The organism is Pseudoalteromonas sp. B131b (assembly GCF_037162545.1).
GTDB classification, from domain to species: domain Bacteria; phylum Pseudomonadota; class Gammaproteobacteria; order Enterobacterales; family Alteromonadaceae; genus Pseudoalteromonas; species Pseudoalteromonas fuliginea.
The window spans coordinates 778,511-800,639 of sequence record NZ_JARLUZ010000001.1 but is presented as its reverse complement, the minus strand read 5'-3'; the positions used below and the strand labels follow the sequence as shown (position 1 = coordinate 800,639).

Here is a 22,129-nt window from a genome sequence, read left to right as displayed (position 1 = left end):
ACCTTTGGATTTTTAATTATTTAGCGCTCAACTCTAGCTCATCTGTTTGCTGATTTATATTGAATTTAAATCGCGATAAAAAGTTCATCCCTAGCAAACCTTGTCCGCGTGTGTTTTCAATGCTCAACACTTCAAAACCATAAATAATTTGCGAGCCCACTTTAAACGATTCAATTTGATAACGTTTTACAACAATTTGACCGTTAGCTGTGTTTACCGTTACATCGCCTAAATATAAAGGTTGTGGCGAAATTTGCTCAATTATACTTGTAGGTAGTGAGGTTACGCTTGCGCCTGTATCAATCATTAGTTCGGTTGATAGATTATTATTTATTTCGGTGTTTATTAAGTAGTGCGCGCCGTAAGGCGTTAAAGCAACGAAGTCGTCTTGCGATTGTACTTTATTGATCATAGCTTGCAGTGTTTGCACTTGGCTTTTCAGATTGTGCTGGTTTGGCATTCGATCGAGGGTTGCTTGTGCGCTAATTAAATCGCCTTGCTGATAGTAGGCATACGCAAGCGGATATAAAAACTGTGCGTTATCGCTTTTATAGTCGAGCCAAATTTGTGTTTGCTCAATAATAGCTTGCCAATTTTGTTGCTCAGTTAATGTGTGTAATTCGTTTTGAGTGAGCGTATTTAAACGTGTATTTACGTTACTTTGCTGATCAGCCGGCAGTAATGAATTAAGCTCAAATAAAGCAATAATGGCATTTTGTGTTTGCTCGCTATTTATTAAATACTCAACCTGTAAATTAAGTAACTCTACGTTATAAGGGTTATTATTTAATAGCGCATTGAGAAATGATTCGCTAAGTAATAAATTGCTATTTAGCCATATTTTAAGCTGTATCAGCCATGATGAATAAAGGTTTATTGCGATTTCTGGATTGCTGCTTTTGAGTTGTTGATAGCTACTAAGTGCGGCTTCAAATTGGTGTTTTTTAAACTGCTGCTTTGCCGTATTTAATAGCGTATTTTGCTGTTTAGGCGATATGCTTTTTTCAGTACCTTGCGTTTTTTGTACTTTGGTTGGCGCGGGCTGCGGCCACAATAAATAAGCGTTAAGGCTAAGTGAGCCAATTAATAACAAGGTAATTGGCTTGGTATAGTGGCTCATTGTGACCTCTTATTTAATGCAATTGGTATTATTTAATAAAGCGCGTTAGGGCATGAATATTGGCTATTTCAATATCAGCTAGCCCTTTATAAGCATAATTGGCGTCTTGATCGTTTAACCATACCGATTGGCAACCGGCATTATTTGCGCCTTGTACGTCGGTATCTAGGCTATCGCCAATGTGTAAAATTTCACTTTTAGCAACGTTTAAGTGCTCGGCGGCTTTATCAAATAAGGTGCTGTGAGGTTTTGCTTTACCGTGCATACCTGCTTGTAATACTAGCTCAAATTTATCGTGTAAGTTAAAGCGTTCAATTTCAACATTACCATTAGTTATAGCAACCAGCGTAAAGTGCTGGGCTAAGTTATCTAGCAGCTTTAGTACGTCATCGGTTACTACTATTTTACTGCGCGCATCGGCAAAGGCGTTGTAGGCAGCATCGGCATGATGCTCTACCTCTTGCTCGTTCAAATCTAGTTTAGAAAGGGCTAAGCGCAATGTATGTTGGCGCCATTTAGTGACGTTATCAGCAAGTTCAGGTAACTGTAATACGGCCTCATTGCGGCATTGTTGCCAGTATTTTGGGCCTTGGGCTAAGTAGCTAGGGAGCGCATTTAAATAATCTTGCTGCGCTTTAACCGCTGCTTTTATAATGGGGTGATTGTTGTAAAGAGTGTCGTCTAAATCAAAGCTCATGACAGAAAATGGCTTAATAGCACGATTAAATCGGATCATTTTTATTTACCTAATCAGTTCGTTTTTTTGCACGAGGGTGAGTGTTGTCGTACACCTTGGCTAAATGTTGAAAATCTAAATGCGTATACACTTGTGTAGCCGACAAACTGCTGTGCCCTAGTAATTCTTGCACGGCGCGTAAATCACCAGATGATTCTAAAATATGTGACGCGAACGAGTGGCGCAGCTTATGCGGGTGAACCTGCGAGCTAATACCTTGTTTTATTCCCCACTCTTGCATACGCAGGCGTACTTGGCGAATCGAAATACGATTTTTTTGGCTACTTAAAAAAACGGCTATTTCATCGGGCTTTGTAAACTGAGGGCGTATTGTGAGCCATTTTTTTAATGCGTCTAACGCTTTTTTACCCACCGGAATTAATCGCTCTTTATTGCCTTTACCACGCACTAAAATTTCGCCATTGGCAGCGCTAATATCTTGCATGTTAGCGCCAACTAACTCGCTTATACGTAGCCCTGATGAATACATCAACTCCATCATTGCTTTATCTCTAATAGCGAGAGGTTCGTCGTCGGGTATTTCGAGCAAGCGTGCCATTTGATCTACATCGAGATTTTTAGGTAAAGGCTTTGCAAACTTAGGGCCTTTTATACCTATAGCCGGATTATGGTAATGCGATTGCTCGGCAATGTTTTTTGCTTTTAAAAACTTATACAAACTGCGAATGCAGCTGAGCTTTAAGCTAATAGTACGGCCACTTAATTGTTTTGAACGCAGTGCCATGCTGTAGCGGCGAATATGCTCGCCTTGCACGCCAAACCAGTCATCACATAATTTGTTAAAATAAAGAGCTGCAAAGCTAAGCTGGCTTATGTATTGATTAACTGTGTGCGCTGAATATTGTTTTTCAAACTTTAAATAGTCGCTAAATAGCATTATGGGTGTGCGCCAATTGTCGCTTAATTGGGTAATGTTAGGCGCGTCTTCACTCATGCTAGTTCAAGTAAACGTAGTTGTAATGAACGTACAAAATCGAAAGCAAATAAATTATCTTGTGTGGGCTCAAAATGGTTAGCATTATTGCTACCAAAAGCCAATATGGCGATTGGGTTTACAGCCTCTCCAATTAAGTAAATAGCCGTTGATTGTGTTGTTTCATTAAATAACAACAGGCTTTCTCGTTGATCTATGCGGCCTAAATAATGGCTTGAATTAGTTAGGCGGTGAGCAATCAATTCATCATAATTTTTGTTGTACTTTAATAATTTACAATTGCTTATTGTTGGGTTTGTGCAAATAATATTTTGTAAGTTACTTGCTAATGTATTGAAGTCGTAGTTACTCCAAAGCTGGCGATGACATTGACTAAATAAGCGATAAACAAACTCGTTTTGAGTAGCGTGTTGGCTCATGGTCTCTATTTGGTTTTTTAAAAGCGTATTATGCTCGCGTAGCTGGCGTTGTTGAATATGTACTAGCGATGTTGCACCTTGAGTTTGCTGCTGCAGTTCAAGTTGGACTAGTAGTTCTGGATGCTGAATTAAAAAATCAGGGTGTTGCTGCAAGTAATCAATAACTTGCTCTTTATTTAGCTCGGTCATAGCGCGACTTGTCCATCGAATACATGCTCTGCTGGGCCTGTCATACGTACTGGGTGACCTTCGCCACTCCAGCGTACTTGCAAACTTCCACCTGGCAAATCGACTTGAACGGTTGTTGATAATTTATTTTGAATATGACCAATAACCATTGCTGCACACGCGCCAGTTCCACACGCTAGGGTTTCGTTAACGCCGCGCTCCCAAACTCTTAATTTAATGTGCTCTTGCGATACAACCTGCATAAAGCCAATGTTCGCTTTTTGCGGAAAGCGTTCATGGTTTTCAAGCAATGGACCCAATATATCAACTTGGGCGGTAGTGATATCGTCAACTTCCAGCACACAATGCGGATTACCCATAGATACCGCGCCACTAAATACCGTGTGCTCTTGCGTTCTAATAATATAAGTAAGCTCACGCTTGCTGGCTTTTAAAGGGATTTTACTTGGCTCAAAGTTAGGGTGACCCATGTTAACCGTTACTTGACCGTCTTTTTCTATGTAGAGCGTTAAGTTGCCCGACTTGGTCGATACACTAATTTTGTGCTTGTTAGTAAGGCCTTTCATACGTACAAAACGGGCAAAACAGCGTGCGCCGTTGCCGCATTGCTCTACTTCGGTACCGTCGGCATTAAAAATTCGATAATGAAAGTCGAGATCGGGAGAGTACGGCGCTTCAACCATCAGTAATTGGTCAAAGCCAATGCCAAAATGGCGATCTGCCAGTTTTTTGATTTGATCTCGCGACAAAAAAACATTTTGTGTAATGTTATCAATCACAACAAAGTCGTTGCCTAAGCCGTGCATTTTGGAAAAATTAACTAACATAGCGCTCTAATTCGGTTTTGCTCTGTGCTAATCATGCCACAGAGCAGCTAGTAGACAAAAACGTTTATGGTAAAACTTTCTCACCTTGATAAAGGCTTTCAATAGTTTCGCGTTCGCGAATAAGATGATGCTGCTGACCATCTACCATTATTTCTGCAACACGCGGGCGCGAGTTGTAGTTTGAGCTCATGGTAAAGCCATATGCCCCCGCACTTCTTTGTGCGAGTAAATCGCCTTGTTTTAGGGCAAGTTCGCGGTCTTTTCCTAAAAAGTCGCCGGTTTCGCACACCGGCCCCACAATATCAAAGTTGTGAGTCGGTGTTTCGTCGTCGCGCACGGATACCGGAATAATTTTTTGCCACGCTTGATAAAGCGCAGGGCGAAGCATATCGTTCATACCAGCATCGACAATGGCAAAAAATTTGTCTTGGTTTTGTTTAATAAATTCAACTTGAGTAACTAAAATACCTGCGTTAGCTGCAATAGCGCGCCCTGGTTCAAAAATTAGTTCAAGGTGTTTATAGTTAGCTAAGCGCTCGGTAACTTGCGCTGCATATTCACTTGGGTGCGGTGGTTGCTCGTTGTTGTACGGTACGCCTAAACCGCCACCAATATCTAAATGAGTTAGCTCAATACCGTTAGTTTTTAGCTCATCAATAAGCGCCATTAGTTTATCAAGGGCTTCTAAAAAAGGTCTGACTTGCGTTAATTGAGAGCCAATATGGCAATCGACACCAATTACTTTTAAACCAGGTAAAGCCGCTGCTTGTTGATAAACACTCACTGCTGTTTGAATATCAATACCAAATTTATTCTCTTTTAAACCGGTAGAAATATACGGATGTGTTTTTGCATCTATATCGGGGTTTACGCGAATAGAAATAGGCGCTTCTAGGTTAAGCTCGCAAGCCACTTCAGAAATACGTTCAAGCTCAGAGGCTGATTCAACGTTAAAACATTTAATACTCAGCTTTAATGCGTACGCTATTTCGTCAGACGTTTTAGCCACGCCTGAAAAAACCACTTTAGAGGCGTCGCCACCTGCTTTAATTACACGCGCAAGTTCGCCTTTGGATACAATATCGAAACCCGAACCTAAGCGCGCTAATATATTAAGTACGGCAATATTTGAGTTTGCTTTTACAGCGTAACATACCAGGCTTTTGTGATTTTTAGTGGCGTTAGCAAACGCTAAGTAATGGCGCTCAAATGTAGCACGCGAGTAAACATAACATGGCGTACCGTATTGCTGCGCTATGCTTGCCACATTGACGTCTTCGGCAAATAATTGGTTGTTTTTGTAATTAAAATAATCCATTTATTGCTCCTGACTTTGCTGTGCTTTGGCTTGCTCAGCGGTAGTGGCTGGCTGAGCTGTATTTTGAGGTTGGTTTTGCTCTGTTTGTGGCTCTGGTAAATATAACGGACCGCTTTGTCCGCAGCCAGCTAAGGCGCTTAACAGTACAGTGCTTATTAATAGTTTTTTTAATTGTAAGGTATGTGTCGCTTTCATTAGATTAATACGGTTGCTGGCTTTATAATCGCAGAGTAACAGAATATCTAAAAAATGCAGCTATTCGCGGATGATTTTATTCCTGTTACACTAGCTGCACATTTTTAAAGCTAAAACGTACCCAATATTAGGCGGCTCGCCTGCAAAGGAAATAACAATGACTGAACACGAATATCACCAATTAGCCGAAGCCCTTATGTTCACTATTGAAGAGCAGGTTGATGATTGCGAAGCTGATTTAGACTACGAATCGGCACAAGGTATTTTAGAAATTATTTTTCCTGATAAAAGTAAAATAGTGATCAACAAGCAAGCACCTCTTCATCAAGTGTGGGTTGCAACTAAGTTTAACGGACATCATTTTGAAATGCGTGATGGGTTATGGATTGATAACCGCTCTGGCGCTGAATTTTGGGCATTTATTAATGAAGCGTCAACGCGCCAAGCTGGCCAAGAAGTTAAATGGCAATCAACACTATGAGTTTAGAATTTGTAGAATACCCAGCCCAAGGTGAGCACAAAGCGACCGTTATTTGGTTACATGGCTTAGGCGACTCTGGTGATGGTTTTGCACCAGTAGCACCGCAATTAAACCTACCAAGCGAGCTTGGTATACGGTTTATTTTTCCGCATGCGCCAGTGCAACCGGTCACCATAAATGGTGGTATGGAAATGCGCTCTTGGTACGATATTAAATCTATAGAGTTAGATAAACGCGCTGATGAGCAAGGTGTGAGAGATTCGGCTGCTAAAGTAGAAGAATTAATCAACACAGAAATAGCAAATGGCATTCCTGCTAATAAAATTATTTTAGCTGGTTTTTCTCAAGGTGGTGTTGTGTCGCTGCATTTAGCGCCGCGCTTTGAGCAAAAGCTTGGCGGTGTTATGGCGCTTTCTACTTATATGTGTGTGCCACAAAAATTTGCTGATGAAGCAAAACATACCGATTTAAATGTATTTATGGCGCATGGTAGTCAAGATAATGTTGTACCTTATAGCGCAGGTAAAAGTGCGTTTGAAGTATTAACAGCACATAACATGGATGTAAGCTGGCAAGAATATCCAATGGCTCATCAAGTTTGCGCAGAAGAACTGCAAGCTATTCGCCAATGGTTGGTTGCTCGTTTAAGTTAATTTTGGAATCGCTGAGGTCAATATGAGTCAAAAAATAGTTATTAAAGCAAATGTTAAACGCGAACTACAAGAGAGCTTACCAACGGTAAGTTACGAGTGGAATTGGCGTCGTATTGTGAGTATTGCTATGTTGGTATTAATGACCTCTGCAGCTGTTGTGTATGGTTTAACAACGTCAGTCAGTGCAGAACAAGGCGAGCATCCAAATGAGCAAGAGCACTTTTTAAGTTTTAGTAATAACGCAGAGAACCAGACAAGCGATGAAGTAACGGATGTTGAGCCAGACTTATCGGTAAACAATATCCCAGATGAGTCTGTGGAGATAACGCAGACGAGTATCGAACCGTTGTCAGCTGCGCAAAACGAAAATCAAAAAACATCTCAAGTAAAACACTAGGCGAAGTCGAACTTGTAAATAATAATACGGTTTTATTAGCTAACAACGATATTGTTACTGATCAAAGCGAAAGCATTAATATAGAGTTAAACTCAAATATTGATAATGAAGTACAAGAAAAAATCGCAGAAGCTCAAAATGAAGCTGAGCTAGCCAATCAGAGCGACTTACTCTTAGAGCTAGAAAACGATGATGGCGCATTGAGTGGCACTGAAGGCTTTTCGCCTACCGCGCAAGTTGCAAGTGTGGCATTGGGCGCGCAAATAGACACGGGTAAAATTAGCCGTGCAGTACTTACTCGAAAAGTAAGCCGACGTGAGCCTACAAATGTGTTTGCTGCTGACATTCGTTTAAGTCAGTTTGAGGAGTCATTATCATTTTTTAGTGAACTTAAAGGCTTACAAGGTCAGCAGGTAAAGCATGTGTGGTCTTTTGAGGGCACTACGATGGCTGAAATTTCGCTCAATGTAACCTCTACTCGCTACAGAACATACTCAACGAAAAATATTATGGCCACGCAAACAGGTCACTGGCGTGTAGATGTCGTTGATGGGCAAGGTAACTTGATAGCTCAAAAAGAATTTAGAATTTTAGCAGACTAAAACTAGCTAAACGCAGTAATTAATTGGATACCCTTATGACAGAAAAAACAAAATTAGTACGTATCGCAACGCGTAAAAGCGCCCTAGCACTTTGGCAGGCCGAATTTGTGAAAGCAGAGCTTGAGCGTTTTCATGCAGATGTGTGCGTAGAATTAGTCCCTATGTCGACGCAGGGGGATATAATTTTAGATACGCCATTGGCTAAAATTGGCGGTAAAGGCTTATTTGTTAAAGAGCTAGAGCAAGCTATGTTAGATGGTCGCGCTGATATTGCCGTGCATTCTATGAAAGACGTGCCAGTAGAGTTCCCAGAAGGATTGGAACTACATACTATTTGTGAGCGTGAGGATCCACGCGATGCTTTTGTATCAAACAATTTTGCTAATTTAAGTGAGCTACCACAAGGCGCTATTGTTGGTACTTCGAGCCTACGCCGCCAGTGCCAAATTAAGGCGCTTCGCCCTGATTTAGATATTCGTGATTTACGCGGTAATGTAAATACGCGTTTAGGTAAATTAGATGACGGCCAATACGATGCTATTATTTTAGCGGCAGCGGGGCTTATTCGTTTAAAAATGAAGTCGCGTATTGCTGACTACATTGAGCCAGAAGTGTCATTACCAGCAAATGGTCAAGGCGCTGTAGGTATTGAATGTCGTATTGATGATGAAGTAACCAAAGCATTACTTGCACCACTTGAGCATACACAAACACGTATTCGCGTAAACGCAGAGCGTTCGATGAATCGCTATTTAGAAGGTGGTTGCCAAGTTCCTATTGGTGCTTATGCATTAGTTGATGGCGAGCAAGTACATTTACGTGGTTTAGTTGGTGCTGTTGATGGCAGCGAAATTTTACGTGACGAAGTAACAGGCCATGTAAATGACGCAGAAAAACTAGGTATTGAGCTTGCTAAAAAATTACTAGCTCAAGGTGCAGACAAAATATTAGCTGAAGTTTATAGAGACGCATAAATGACACATATTCTGATAACTCGGCCCGAAGGAAAAGGCGCAGCCCTTGCACAGCAACTTGAGCAAGCGGGTTATCAGGCGTCTTTGTTTCCGGTATTAAAAATAACGCATTTAACACCCTCTAGCACTGAACTTAGTCCGCTGTTAAATGCAGATAAAATAATATTTATATCGCAAGATGCAGTTAGTGCACTTTCGCAATTAAAACCCGATATAAATACTAAAGCTCAATTTTATGCGGTTGGGCAACAAACAGCCGACATTATATATGAGCAATTTGGTGTGCGCGCAGCATTACCAAAGCAGTATGATTCAGAAGGGTTGCTTGCGCTTAAATCACTCGCAGAGGTTGATGGCAGTAATATAGTGTTAGTTAAGGGGCAAGGTGGCCGCCCTGAGTTAGCTAAAACGCTCAAAGAGCGCGGTGCTTTTTTAAATAATTGTGTTGTGTACAAACGTGAACCCACAGAGAGTATCACCTCTAACTGGACAGACCACTGGAAAAGCCAGAATGTACACGGTATAGTCATAACAAGTAATGCAGCAGTTGATGCTATATTTAAAAGCCTTGCTGCACAACAACTACTATGGTTACAACAGTGCCAATTTTATGTTGCCAGCGAGCGGATAGCCGCTTATTTAAAGCTGCAACAAGTAAGCTTGGCTAATATACATATTGCAGCAGGGGCTAGCGATGATGCTATGTTTACCTGCATAAATCAGCAAGGTAGCAACATGAGCGAACAGTCAAAGCCAGTTACGGCAGAAAAAGCCACACCAACAACAGCTAACACAGCCTCAGCTAAATCAACAAAGCAAGAGCCTGTAGCTACAAAAAATACGGCAGACAAAAATAAACAAAAGGTAAGTAAGGTTGCAGCACTTGCGCTTTTGATTTCGTTAATTGTGGCCTCTGGTGTTGGATACGAGTTTTATCAAAAATTAAATGCTGGTAAGGCGCAAAACCTAGCCGTTAATGAGTTAAGCGAGCAAAATAAGTTACTCGTTCAAGAGCTGCAAGCACTTAAATCGGCGCAATCTAATTTACAGCAAGCGCTGTTTAATAGTGAGAAAAAAATTGCCACAGCCCTCAGTGAAAGTGCAGCTCAAAATCAGCAAGAATTGAAAGCAGCTTTGCAAAAGGCGCAGCAACAAGGCTCGTCTCTAAACCCACAAGAAGTAACCAGTTTACAACGTATGGCTGAGTTTAAACTATGGGCTGAAAAAGATTACCAAGGCACTAGTGCTGTTTTAAAACGCTTAGATGGATTACTTAGTGAGCATCCAGGAACAGTTGAAGTTCGCCAAGCTATTATGCAAGACATACAAACACTTGATAGCCTTAAACCTGTTGCAACAGAAGCTATTTATTTACAGCTAAACAGTGCACTTAATAACGTTGATAATTTAGTTTTTAATGCGGTTAATTTACCTGAAGAAGCAGCTGAAATAGATGAGAATGCTTTAAGTGGTGACGTAAGTGATTGGCAGCAAAACTTGAGTAATAGCTGGAATAAAATTGTGGATAGCTTTATTACTATTCGCCAGCACGAAGGTGTTTCTATTGAGCCATTACTTACGGATCAAGAGCGCCATTTAATAAATCAACGAATCAAGCTTAATATAACTCAGGCACAAGATGCACTTATGAGTAAACAGGCGAGTATTTTCTTTAGCGCCTTAAGTGAAGCAAAACGTTTAGTTGGTGAGTACTTTAAGCAAGACGATGATACAACTAAAACGGTACTTAAAGCGTTGTCTAAACTCGAAAAAGAGCAGCTTAACTTTAATCCAAAAGTAACCTTAAACAGTACACAAAAGGTTAAGGAGTGGGCGCAATGATAGGGCTAATTATTTTAATTGTAGCTATTGTTGTTGTATTAGCGGTTACTCCATTTGTGCTAGATGAAAAAGGTTATGTACTTATTTCGTTTAACAATACGACGATAGAAGGCACGATAGTATCGTTTTGTATAATGGCAGTCATTACCGCTGTTGTTTTATATTTAACATATAAGCTAATCCGCTACTTATTATCGATTTATCATAATACTAAACATGGCTTTTTTGCACGTAATCAAGAGCGCAAACAAGCAGCTATTGAGCAGGCTCTGTGGAGTGCTATTAACGATGATTATGAGCATGTAGAGCAGGCTTTATCGGGTAATAGTGTGCCAGATAAGTTTGAAGATATTCGCTTAGCATTACTTGCAAAAGCAGCGCTTGCTAATAATCAAACAGATAAAGCACTTGAGCGTTTATTTGAAATAAGCCCTGAGCATCAACTAAAAGTCGCGAAACTTTGGCTAGCAAGTGGCGATAGTAGCGCAATTGAATCGCAGATGCGTGTAAGCGCCGAATCTAAAAAAGCTACTGCGCTTGAGTTAAAGCTGTATACCGAAGTGTTGGTGCAACAGCAGCACTTTAGTGCTTTAGAAGACATTTTACCAAGATTGTTGCGCAAAAAGGTGTTTTCAAGCGAGCAGTGGACATGTGTTTTTAATGCTTACTTTTCAGCTCTGCCAATTGAAAAAATTACACATAAATATAAACAGCTTCCTAAAAAGCTACAAGCTTATGCGCATACTGCTTATTTAGCGAAAATGGCAGCGATAGGTCAGCTAGCTGTAATTGAGGGCGACTTGATAAAAATGGTTAAACACAACGAACAGCACAATCAACTTGCCCATATCTTAAATGGCGCAGCCAATGCTGATGCAATCAAGTTGCAGACCTGCATTCAAGAGCGCCTTAAAAAAGATGAAAGTAATAATGCTTTATTACTAGCACTTGCTTGCCTTGCCAATGCACAAGGTGACTATGATTTAGCCGCAAGGGTATTTGATAAAGCGTTGAACTCTGAAAATAAAAAACAGTACGCAGAACAAGCTGCGCTAAGCTATAGTAAAAGTGCACAAACTGAGAAAGCACTGGTTTTGTATCAATGAGCTTAAATATGAAAAACTAAACTAAACTAAATGTAAGTACAGGTATAGGAGCTGAGTATTGAAAAATTTATTCGTATTAACTTTCAGCCTAGCCAGTGCTTACTTTTTAACTGGATTTGCTAGTAATCTTCTTCTTTCTATTGATGGTTATGCCGTTGCTTCATGGCCTCCTTCGGGCATTGCACTGGCTGGACTTTTACTGTGGAATCGTAGAGCTTTACCTGGCATCATTATTGGTGCGTTATTAACAAATATAGTTAACCTCGATAGCGCATCTGATATCTTCAATTGGCAAATTGCCATTCAAGCCTTGTTAGTTACTATAGCGTCTGTGTTGCAAGCATGGATAGGCGCTCAATTTATTACAAAAGTTATAAAAGCCCCCTTGATCTCTCTTCTTTAAAGTATTGTATACAAAGCTTATTTATAGCTGGTCCAGTGTGTTGTGTTCTGGCTGCAGGAGTCGGTACGTTTTTATTAGTTAGTAATCACGTAATACCAGCACATGGCGCTATTGATAATTTTATCGCATGGTGGATAGGTGATAGCGTTGGAGTATTAATTTTTACTCCGCTGGTGCTTGCTGGGTTTAACTATCAACAAGTTCAAAATAGGCTGCAGGTTATTATTCCTTCTCTAATGATATATATCATTATTAGTGCAGGATTTTATACTGCGTCTAATTTTAAAAAAGAAAAAGAAATACAAAAACAAGAGCTTAAAATATTGTCTGTTCAAGATGCTATAAGCCAACGAATTGATGAAGTGTCAGCCCATCTAAGCTTGCTAGCAACATTTTTTGCAAGTAGTGATGAGGTGACTTTTGATGAATTTAAGCTATTCACTTCTAAACAGCTTAGTTATAGTCAAGAAATTGTTGCATTTGAATGGGTACCTTACATTTCAGCAGAGCAATTAGCCGATTTTGAACGCTCAGAAAATGCTCAATACATTGATGATTACTATGTAAAAGAAAGATGGTCAGAAGGGGTATGGGAGCCAGTAAGTTCACGTGACTTTTATTACCCTGTACTTTATGCATACCCATTGATTGGTAATGTAAGTGTTATTGGTTTTGACTTAGCCTCAAATAAAGGGAGGGCGGCAGCATTACACAAAGCAAAAATTTTAAATGAGCTAGTGCTGAGTGAGCCAATCGATTTAGTACAAAATACGCAAGAAAAAGGTGTGTTATTTTTGCACCCTGTTTTTGGAAACTCCACTACTGAAGATGACTTTAAAGGGTTTGTTGTTGCAGTAGTAAGCCTTAAAAAATTATCGCAATCGTTATTATTTGATCAAAATAACCTCGTTGCAGCTAGCTTTTTAGATGTGACTTTACCCAATCAAAAACAGAGTATTTACACAGCCGATACTCATTCTTTTGAACTATTAAAAGAATACCAATTACTTATTGGCAAGCGGATCTGGCAAGTGCAATTACATGAGCCTGTAGTTAGAACATCATGGTTAATGTATTGGCTTGCACAAATAGTAGGTATGCTATTTGTGTGGTTATTAATAACTTTTTTGATTTCGGTTACTGGTACAAATATACAAATTCGTGAGCAAGTGGCAAAACAAACTCGTGTTTTACGTCAAGAAAAGCAAAAAGCTGATGAAGCAAGCCATATTAAAAGCCAGTTTTTAGCTAATATGAGTCATGAGGTGCGCACACCTATTAATGGTATAAAAGGACTGCACTATTTAGCGCTGCAGCAAAATGATTGGCCACAGGCTCGAACTTATATAGAGCAAGCGGATGGTGCGCTTGGTGTGTTACTGAGGGTATTAAACGATGTACTCGATTTCTCTAAGATGGAAGCTGGCAAACTTGATTTAGTACAAGAGCCAATTAATGTGGGTCGCTTAGTGGATGAAGTGACGAATTTAATGCAATTTGAAGTAGATGTTAAGTCACTGGAATTGCATCTCGATTACGATAAAACAACAAACTTAACTATTCATACCGATCCTATTCGTTTAAAACAAATACTTTTAAATTTACTTAATAATGCAGTTAAATTTACAGCGCAAGGCTGCATAACACTTAAAGTATGGCAATCAAAAAAGATGACTTATTTTAGTGTTAACGATACGGGTATTGGTATTAGTGAAGCAGCTCAAAAACAGTTGTTTAAACCTTTTTCTCAAGCCGATAGTTCTACTTCTCGACAATATGGTGGCACAGGACTAGGTTTGAGTATTTGCAAAAAACTGGTTGAGTTGATGGGAGGGGCTATTGATTTAGCTAGCCACGAGGGTAAAGGCTCTACTTTTACATTTAGTGTGCCGTTGAATTCCCCCTACCAAAAGCAGAGCAGGTACAGCAACAATATAATGAGATAGATGTTGAGAGCTTATCGTTTACTGATTATAAGCTGCTTTTAGTTGAGGACAATTCTTTAAATCAACATGTTGCTAGTGCAATATTAAAGACCAAGGGGTGTGTAGCTGATATTGCGAGTGATGGGTTTGAAGCAATAAAAATGTTGACTACCAATAGTTATGACATTGTGCTGATGGATATTCAAATGCCAAATATGGATGGTTTACAGGCAACCAAAGTTATCCGTAATGATTTAGGGCTGATTGATTTACCTATTATTGGTTTGTCTGCCAACGCGCATGATGATGATGTTAAAAAAGCAGTTGCTTGTGGAATGGATAACTATATAACCAAGCCAATTGATGCTAATACGCTATTTAAAACACTGTGGCATCATTTATCACATAAATAAGTTACGTTATTTTTGCACAAAAAGCAGACATATGACCGCTTAAACTTACCGCAAACCATATAGACTTGAAAAATAACTATATCTGCGTATCATGCGCGCAAATTTAACTAAACTGGGTTGCTATTATGATCAATAGAAAATTACCTTTGCTAGATATTCACCGCCATTTAGACGGTAATGTACGTGCGCAAACCATATTAGAACTTGGTCGTCAGTTTAATATAGAGTTACCTGCAGATAATGTTGAGGCACTCATTCCTCATGTTCAAGTTATTGATCCTGAGCCAAATCTTATGGCTTTTTTACAAAAGTTAGATTGGGGTGTTGCAGTACTTGGCGACTACGATGCGTGTAGGCGCATAGCGATTGAAAACATTGAAGATGCTCAAGCCCAAGGCCTTGATTACGTAGAGCTTCGTTTTAGCCCTTACTATATGGCACAAAGCCAAGGTTTACACCCAGAAGGGGTTGTAGAAGCGGTTGTTGATGGTATTAAATCAGCAACAAAAGGCGCAAACATAAAAGCAAATTTAATTGGTATTTTATCGCGTACTTATGGCGTAAAAACATGCCAGAAAGAGCTTGATGCATTACTCGCATTTAAAAATGATTTAGTAGCGGTTGATTTAGCCGGTGACGAAATTGGCTTCCCGGGTGAGTTGTTTGTAGCGCACTTTAAACAGGTACGAAATGCCTATTTAGCATCGACTATTCATGCTGGAGAAGCTCTTGGTGCTCCGAGTATTTGGCAAGCAATTAATGAATTAGGGGCGAGCCGAATAGGGCATGGCGTTAAAGCCATTGAAGATCCAAAGCTCATGGATTACTTACGCGATAATCGCATTGGTATTGAGTCATGCTTAACAAGTAATATTCAAACCAGTACAGTGAGCGACCTAGCTAAGCATCCACTTAAGCAGTTTTTAGATCACGGTATTTTAGCGTGTATTAATACTGATGATCCTGCTGTGGAAGGGATTGAAATTGAGTATGAATATGCAGTTGCAGCACCTCAAGCTGGTTTATCTCAAGCTGATATGGAAAAAGCCCAAGCAAATGCATTAGAAATAGCATTTTTAAGCGATGGCGATAAAAAAGAACTTTCGGCAATCGTTAGCGCACGTTAATTTAAGAGTATTAAAAATGCCGCTTTATATAAGCGGCATTTTGTTATCTGCAATTTAGTGTGTTTGGCAGCTTATGTAATTATCGTAAAGTGCTTTAAGTACATCTGCCCGGCTGATCATACCGATTACTTTAATGCCATCTACAACTGGGTAGTTTTTTGGTTTACCAGGCTGCATTTTTTCAGCAAGCTCAATAATATTTGTATCACCATCTATAGTAACGACTCCTGTTTGCATAAGCTGCGATACTTTTACTATGCCATCACAAAAATAACTGCTTTGCATAAGTGGCTTTAAAAGCTCTTGTTCGGAAATAAATCCGACTAGGCATTTATCTTTATCGAATACTGGTGCACCAAGCAGTTTAAATTTTTGTAGTTCTGCTATAGCGGTGGTCATTTCTGTATCTGGTGTTATGTTTGGTAACTTGCGTTGCATAAAATCTTTTACTTTTGTATTTAGCATTTGGGTCTCTCCCGCTGATGTTCTATACAAAGTATGGTTTATAGATAGGGATTTAGGAAATTGTTTATACTGATGAGATTGATAGATTTTAACTATTGAATTTTTGTTATTATAAAAATAAAGGCACTAGGTGCCTTTATTTATAAGTAAAAGTTAATTTTAATTACTTTATAAATGCGAATGCGTCGGCGTACATGTTTTCACGAATTGCACCATGAGTAATAAAGTCATCACGGACTATACCTATCATGTCAAAACGACCCGCCATATAAATATCATATGGGGCAAGTGATACGATATCTTGCATTACGGCTTTGTGTACATAGCCAGTATGACCTTGCCAATTCGCTGATGGATTTTCTACCACAGGGATAAACTCAAAGTTTTTATGGCTATCGGCCCATGTTTGCATTTCTGTGTGCGCGTATAAAGCTGACTCTTCTTTTACACCCCAGTAAAATAATACAGGACGGTCGCACTTAATTTCAGCTAAGTGATCAGCCATTGATTTTGCGTATGAAAAACCAGTACCGCCGGCGAGTAAAATAATAGGACGCTCACATTGCAGGCGCAACTGTGAAATACCTAGGCCAGCTTCAATGTCTACTAACTGCCCTGTGGTATGGGCGTTTCGTAAATGTTCTAACGATTGCATTGCATAAGAATCGGCACCAGATGCGCCAATATGCAGTTCTATTGCATCGCACTGTGAAGGGCGGCTAGCAATAGAAAAAGCACGTTTGTCTTTTTCGCCTAATACGAGTTGCATGTATTGGCCAGCTTCAAAGGTCACAGGTTGTTGTGGCTTTAAAATTACTTTATGAACAAATTCTGTAAGTGGGCTGATAGCTACAACTTCAGCTTTTAATGTTTGCATTTTTTACCTTTTAGCAGCGCTTTTAACAGCAGATACGCAATCGAATGACTCGATTCTAACATATCTGCAGGGTTATTTTATAGCCTGTTATGTACTTACATATAAACACTTAAACAATATTAAGGCTTTCCCAAATATCATCTACGCGGTCTTTGGTGTCTTTATCCATAACAATAGGCTCGCCCCATTCGCGGGTGGTTTCGCCAGGCCATTTATTGGTAGCATCCATTCCCATTTTTGAACCAAGGCCAGAGACTGGCGATGCAAAATCGAGATAATCAATAGGTGTGTTCTCTATTAATGTTGTATCACGCGCTGGATCCATTCGGGTTGTTATAGCCCAAATAACATCTTCCCAATCACGGGCATTAATATCGTCATCGCACACAATTACAAACTTGGTATACATAAACTGACGTAAGAACGACCAAACCCCCATCATCACGCGCTTGGCATGGCCAGGATATTGTTTTTTCATTGTTACAATCGCCATACGGTACGAGCATCCTTCTGGCGGAAGGTAAAAGTCGACAATTTCAGGAAATTGCTTTTGTAATATCGGCACAAACACTTCATTAAGTGCTACACCTAAAATCGCAGGCTCATCAGGCGGTCGGCCAGTAAATGTGCTGTGATAAATAGGGTCTTTACGATGCGTTAAGTGAGTGACCGTCATTACTGGAAAGTCATCTACTTCATTATAGTAACCGGTATGGTCACCATAAGGACCTTCTGGCGCCATTTCACCAGGCATTATGTAACCTTCAAGTACTATTTCTGCACTGGCAGGGACTTGTAGGTCATTTGAAATAGATTTTACAACTTCGGTTCTGCTACCACGTAATAAGCCAGCGAATGCATATTCGCTTAGAGTGTCAGGTACAGGCGTTACGGCACCTAATATAGTGGCAGGATCGGCACCTAGTGCTACCGATACAGGGTAAGGTTGCCCTGGGTTTTCTTTACACCATTCTTGAAAATCAAGCGCGCCACCACGATGTGACAACCAACGCATAATTATTTTATTTTTTCCTAATAATTGCTGGCGATAAATACCCAGATTTTGGCGTTTTTTATATGGGCCTTTAGTGACCGTAAGGCCCCAAGTAATTAATGGCGCTGCATCACCTGGCCAGCAATGCTGAATGGGCAACTTAGTTAAATCGACATCATCACCTTCTAAAACTATTTGTTGGCAAGGCGCTTTTTTAACTTCTTTTGCTGGCATATTAAGCACTTGCTTAAAAATAGGTATAGCGCCTAGAGCTTCTTTAATGCCTTTTGGTGGCTCAGGCTCTTTTAAAAAAGCGAGCAGTTTACCGACTTCACGTAGCTCGCTAACCTCTGTTTGGCCCATTCCCATAGCAACGCGCTTTGGTGTACCAAATAAGTTGGTAAGCACCGGCATATCGTAGCCTTTTGGATTTTCGAATAATAACGCAGGACCTTTTGCACGCAATGTGCGATCAGATATTTCGGTCATTTCAAGATACGGGTCGATTTCTTGGGTGATACGTTTAAGTTCGCCTTTTTTCTCAAGTAAATCGATAAAATCACGTAGATCTTTATATTTCATTGTGGGCCGCTATTAAGCAAAAGAGTTGAAGTATTATACCCATTTCATGCAAGGCAAGTCATTACTTGTGCTTAAAACTTAAAGCGCTCTACGGCACTCGTTAGAGAGTGTGCAAGTTGATTTACGTCTTCACTTTCGCTTGCTAGGGTTGTCGCGTTTTTGGCATTTAAGGTGGCTTGCTCTGTTACCTTTGCCATTATTTTTTGGATGTCGTTACTATTAGTTAACTGTTCATGAGAGGCCTTTGCTATTTGTTCGCTCATTTGATTAACCGATAGTAATGTGCTTTTTATACGCTCTACAGCTTTATTTAGTTCAGCACTATTTTCAACACATTTTTTGGCTTGTTGTTGGCCATCGTTAATTTCACTTTGTGTTGTTTTAGTATGCTGTTGTAATGTTTGGATCATGGTATTTATTTCGCTTGTTGAGCTTTGTGTACGCGCAGCTAGTGAGCGAACTTCATCAGCGACAACTGCAAATCCTCGTCCATTTTCACCAGCTCTTGCCGCTTCTATTGCAGCATTGAGCGCAAGCAAGTTTGTTTGCTCAGCAATACTGCTAATAGTCTCTACAATGGCACCAATGAGTTCGGTAAATTCAGCAAGCTCTTTTGTGCTACTAACTGCCTTATCTAAACGGCTTAATAGTGCCTCAATACTTTGGCTATTTTGATTGGCTATTTGGTTAACGTCATTAGCAAACTGTGAGGCGTTAGTTATTTCATTTGATGTGCTATCAGCTTGTTCGTACACGACTTGTGAATTATCTAGCATACTTTGTGCAAGCGCAGTTGCTTGTGCGCTCCGCTCTAGCTGTAGTTGGGCAACAATGGTCATTTGCTGACCTTTTTCACTGGTTTGAATCGCTGATTTGTCCAGTTCATGTGCATCGTTACTAATTGCTTTTATTAAATGGCTTAAGTCGTCACTAAGTTTATTAATATTGTTAAGTAAAGTGCCAAACTCATCTTTACTGCGTGGATGGCTGCGCTTAGAAAAGTCACCTGAGGCTATGCAAGCTAAATCACGATTTACTTTATTAAGGGGCTTTAGCATTGCATTGGTGGTAAAAATTGAAATTATGATCACCAGTATAATCAGTACAAGGGCGATTATAATTACCGAGCTTGAGCCCATATTAATGGCTGATTTGGCATTATTTTGAAGGGTGTTAAATCGTTCATCAGCAAGTTTATTAAGTTTAAGTAATTGGTTTTCTGTGTTTATAAATTCTTGTTGAAAGCGTTCAAATTTTTGTTGCGCCGTTGTTTTGTTTTCAATCGTTTTCTTTTGTTTTACGTAAATACCATTTGGCGCATTTAAGAGATCCCTTAAATCGTTGAACTCAATAGTAAGTTGGCCGATGTTTAGATCATTACTGAAAGGTGCCGCCTGCTGCTCTAGGTAAGTAAAGTTAGGCTGAATATTATCGAGTAAAAACAAAGTATCTTGTTGGTGATTACTTAAGTCGCTAGTACTTGTAGTTTGAGTGATGCTTTTAACATTGTTACTTAAATTAAATAGTAGATCATCAATACGTGTTGCCGTACCAAACATAGAATCGAGTAGAGGCTGTTGTGTTGAGGGTACTTCTAATAGCTCTATGTCAAGCAAACGATTACTCAAGCCACTCAATTGCTCAATGAATTCTTTAATAAGTGATAGGGCCGAGTTTTGTGCTTTAAATCGTTGTTCCTTTGCACTAAACATTGCAGCACTTATTTTGCTTAGTTGATTAAAGTTATCAGTTGTTGCTGCAAGTAAAGCTTGCATATTTTGCTGCTGAAACAGTTGGGATTCAAGCGCATTAAGCATTGTTAGAAATTGCTCTTGCTCTGCGTATGCTTGGTCTTTATTTCGCAATAGTGAATCTGGTTTGGTCTGGCTGTAAGCAACAGCATTAAATTTAGTTATGGAAAGAAGTGAAAGCCTTAAATTTTTACTAACTTGTTGTACTGGAACGGCTAAGGTTTCTATACGTGAAGTAGTAATACTAATTTGGTTTAACGACCAATAAAAAAACACACAGCTAGTCAGCATTAACAGCCCTATGGCAGAAAAAGCTAAGATTATTTTATGTTTTATAGCAATAGAGCGCATAACTTCATCAACAAAATTAACACTTTATTTAGTGTAGCAGTGTTTTTTAGATGTTGTTAATTGGTGGCTAATTAATAATGCATTGCTGCTTTTTCCCTGAAATTATAAGCATGGCGTGATTATCTTTACCCCAAAACAGTACATTTTCGCTTATGTACTTATTCCCTGATGCACTTTTTTCATGATTAATTAAATGCGTTTCGTTGTTAAAAGTAAGCTCAGCATATTTATCGTTGATAATACTTAGTGTTAGTTTGTTTTTACCACATAGATAGGTAGTATTTACTTGCTGTTCGCTACATGCGATTAAGCTAAGTAAGCTGACTATGATTGCTATATTTATTTTCACTCTTACCTCCATCTACGTTCAAAATGATCATCTTTGGGAAGCCCTACCCTTAATTCTAATTAGAGATTAACAAAGCTAAATTAACCGTTGGTGAAAGTAGTGCTTTACGTTATGTTTATAGCAATATTTTTTGAGCTCGGAAGCTTTATGGCTGGTACTAACCTTTTAACATTATTAGACGATATAACCACTTTGCTCGATGACATTGCGACAATGAGTAAAGTAGCAACAAAAACAGCGGGTGTATTAGGCGATGACTTAGCACTCAATGCGCAGCAGGTTACAGGTGTAGCAGCAGAGCGTGAATTACCGGTTGTTTGGGCTGTGGCAAAGGGCTCATTTTTAAATAAAGCGATACTCGTACCCGCCGCTTTATTAATAAGCGTATGGCTGCCTTGGTTAATAACACCGCTTTTAATGATGGGTGGTTTATTCTTATGTTTTGAGGGGGCTGAAAAAGTATTTGCTAAGTTTTTACCCCACCAGAATGAAGCGATAGACGAAGATGAAAAATTAGATTTAGTTGAGTACGAAAAACAAAAAGTAAAAGGGGCAATAAGAACCGACTTTATTCTTTCTGCTGAAATCATTGTTATTACGCTAGGTACTGTTGCTGGTGCTACATTATTTAACCAAGCGTTAGTGCTCTGTGTTATCGCAATTATAATGACTATTGGCGTTTATGGTTTGGTTGCCGGTATTGTAAAGCTGGATGATGCCGGGCTTTATTTACTCAACCAATCTAAAGTGTCAGCTAATAAATTTAAAGAATTACTTGGTAAAGGCTTACTCGCAGCAGCGCCTAGGTTGATGCAGTTTTTAGCATTTGCGGGCACTATTGCGATGTTTTTGGTGGGTGGCGGTATTTTGGTCCATGGTGTTGCGTTGCTGCATCATATACAGTTGGATGTAACAAGCTATGCTCAATCGGTTGCTGGCGGTACAGGAGAAGTATTAGCACCTCTCTTGTTTGATGGTTTGCTAGGCGTTATTGCCGGCTTAGTTGTTGTGCTTATACATGTAGGTTATACAAAGTTATTTAAAAAATAATTTATAGCTGGCGTACTTGTTGCGCCAG

General features: G+C 39.6%; 19 protein-coding genes and 2 pseudogenes. 9 read left to right on the top strand and 12 right to left on the bottom strand.

Annotated elements, in window-relative coordinates; translation table 11 throughout:
- Positions 1–16 precede the first annotated feature (16 nt).
- The 7 genes from P4S65_RS03765 to lptM all read right to left on the bottom strand — a co-directional run bounded on the left by P4S65_RS03765 (position 17) and on the right by lptM (position 5,759).
- Entirely contained in the window at positions 17–1,120 is a 1,104-nt protein-coding gene (locus P4S65_RS03765) for a retroviral-like aspartic protease family protein (protein ID WP_096793967.1), read from the bottom strand.
- A gap of 28 nt (positions 1,121–1,148) precedes the next feature.
- Complete coding sequence (locus P4S65_RS03760; protein ID WP_096793966.1) at positions 1,149–1,856, bottom strand: HAD-IA family hydrolase; 708 nt, start codon at positions 1,854–1,856, stop codon at positions 1,149–1,151.
- A 10-nt stretch (positions 1,857–1,866) separates the two neighbouring features.
- Entirely contained in the window at positions 1,867–2,811 is a 945-nt protein-coding gene (locus P4S65_RS03755; RefSeq protein WP_337119597.1) for a tyrosine recombinase XerC, read from the bottom strand.
- Entirely contained in the window at positions 2,808–3,419 is a 612-nt protein-coding gene (locus tag P4S65_RS03750) for a DUF484 family protein (RefSeq protein ID WP_337119596.1), read from the bottom strand. The genes P4S65_RS03755 and P4S65_RS03750 overlap by 4 nt, the downstream gene beginning before the upstream one ends.
- Entirely contained in the window at positions 3,416–4,246 is an 831-nt protein-coding gene (dapF, locus tag P4S65_RS03745; RefSeq protein ID WP_007377332.1) for a diaminopimelate epimerase, read from the bottom strand. The genes P4S65_RS03750 and dapF overlap by 4 nt, the downstream gene beginning before the upstream one ends.
- A gap of 64 nt (positions 4,247–4,310) precedes the next feature.
- On the bottom strand, positions 4,311–5,564 hold the full coding sequence (lysA, locus tag P4S65_RS03740) for a diaminopimelate decarboxylase (RefSeq protein WP_096793963.1): 1,254 nt from the start codon (positions 5,562–5,564) through the stop codon (positions 4,311–4,313).
- Complete coding sequence (lptM, locus tag P4S65_RS03735; protein WP_008136157.1) at positions 5,565–5,759, bottom strand: LPS translocon maturation chaperone LptM; 195 nt, start codon at positions 5,757–5,759, stop codon at positions 5,565–5,567. It abuts the gene before it with no gap.
- 157 nt (positions 5,760–5,916) lie between these two features.
- On the opposite strand from lptM, the gene cyaY reads away from it, so the two are divergent.
- From cyaY to add, 8 genes and pseudogenes are all read left to right on the top strand, one after another.
- A complete protein-coding gene (cyaY, locus tag P4S65_RS03730; protein ID WP_007377335.1) occupies positions 5,917–6,240 on the top strand; it encodes an iron donor protein CyaY in 324 nt (107 codons plus the stop codon).
- A complete protein-coding gene (locus P4S65_RS03725; protein WP_007377336.1) occupies positions 6,237–6,893 on the top strand; it encodes an alpha/beta hydrolase in 657 nt (218 codons plus the stop codon). Before cyaY ends, P4S65_RS03725 begins: the two co-directional genes overlap by 4 nt.
- 22 nt (positions 6,894–6,915) lie before the next feature.
- A pseudogene (locus tag P4S65_RS03720) lies at positions 6,916–7,892 on the top strand (DUF2914 domain-containing protein).
- 35 nt (positions 7,893–7,927) lie between these two features.
- Positions 7,928–8,866: a hydroxymethylbilane synthase gene (hemC, locus tag P4S65_RS03715; RefSeq protein WP_096793961.1), complete on the top strand. Its 939-nt coding sequence runs from the start codon at positions 7,928–7,930 to the stop codon at positions 8,864–8,866.
- Positions 8,867–10,708: a uroporphyrinogen-III synthase gene (locus tag P4S65_RS03710; RefSeq protein ID WP_337119595.1), complete on the top strand. Its 1,842-nt coding sequence runs from the start codon at positions 8,867–8,869 to the stop codon at positions 10,706–10,708.
- The gene (locus P4S65_RS03705; protein WP_337119594.1) at positions 10,705–11,814 is read left to right on the top strand and encodes a heme biosynthesis HemY N-terminal domain-containing protein; all 1,110 of its coding nucleotides are present in this window, start codon (positions 10,705–10,707) and stop codon (positions 11,812–11,814) included. Before P4S65_RS03710 ends, P4S65_RS03705 begins: the two co-directional genes overlap by 4 nt.
- Positions 11,815–11,872: 58 nt before the next feature.
- Positions 11,873–14,555, top strand: a pseudogene (locus tag P4S65_RS03700) (CHASE domain-containing protein).
- A 125-nt stretch (positions 14,556–14,680) separates the two neighbouring features.
- Positions 14,681–15,682: an adenosine deaminase gene (add, locus tag P4S65_RS03695; protein ID WP_096793957.1), complete on the top strand. Its 1,002-nt coding sequence runs from the start codon at positions 14,681–14,683 to the stop codon at positions 15,680–15,682.
- A 54-nt stretch (positions 15,683–15,736) separates the two neighbouring features.
- Here the strand turns inward: add and P4S65_RS03690 are convergent, their stop codons facing one another.
- From P4S65_RS03690 to P4S65_RS03670, 5 genes are all read right to left on the bottom strand, one after another.
- Positions 15,737–16,147 carry a CBS domain-containing protein gene (locus P4S65_RS03690; protein WP_007377343.1) on the bottom strand — a complete coding sequence of 137 codons (411 nt, stop codon included), beginning with the start codon at positions 16,145–16,147 and terminating at the stop codon, positions 15,737–15,739.
- Between the two features lie 163 nt (positions 16,148–16,310).
- On the bottom strand, positions 16,311–17,024 hold the full coding sequence (gene fre, locus P4S65_RS03685) for an NAD(P)H-flavin reductase (RefSeq protein WP_008136172.1): 714 nt from the start codon (positions 17,022–17,024) through the stop codon (positions 16,311–16,313).
- Positions 17,025–17,133: 109 nt separating this feature from the next.
- On the bottom strand, positions 17,134–18,600 hold the full coding sequence (gene ubiD, locus P4S65_RS03680) for a 4-hydroxy-3-polyprenylbenzoate decarboxylase (RefSeq protein WP_096793956.1): 1,467 nt from the start codon (positions 18,598–18,600) through the stop codon (positions 17,134–17,136).
- 71 nt (positions 18,601–18,671) lie between these two features.
- Positions 18,672–20,702, bottom strand: coding sequence for a methyl-accepting chemotaxis protein (locus P4S65_RS03675; RefSeq protein ID WP_096793955.1), 2,031 nt, complete (start codon positions 20,700–20,702; stop codon positions 18,672–18,674).
- A gap of 67 nt (positions 20,703–20,769) precedes the next feature.
- Positions 20,770–21,051, bottom strand: a complete 282-nt coding sequence (locus P4S65_RS03670) for an MliC family protein (protein ID WP_007377347.1) — start codon at positions 21,049–21,051, stop codon at positions 20,770–20,772.
- Positions 21,052–21,198: 147 nt separating this feature from the next.
- Here P4S65_RS03670 and P4S65_RS03665 point away from each other — a divergent pair, with 147 nt between their 5' ends.
- Positions 21,199–22,101 (top strand): DUF808 domain-containing protein, encoded by a 903-nt coding sequence (locus tag P4S65_RS03665; protein WP_337119593.1) that lies wholly within the window; start codon positions 21,199–21,201, stop codon positions 22,099–22,101.
- The last annotated feature ends 28 nt before the right edge of the window (positions 22,102–22,129 follow it).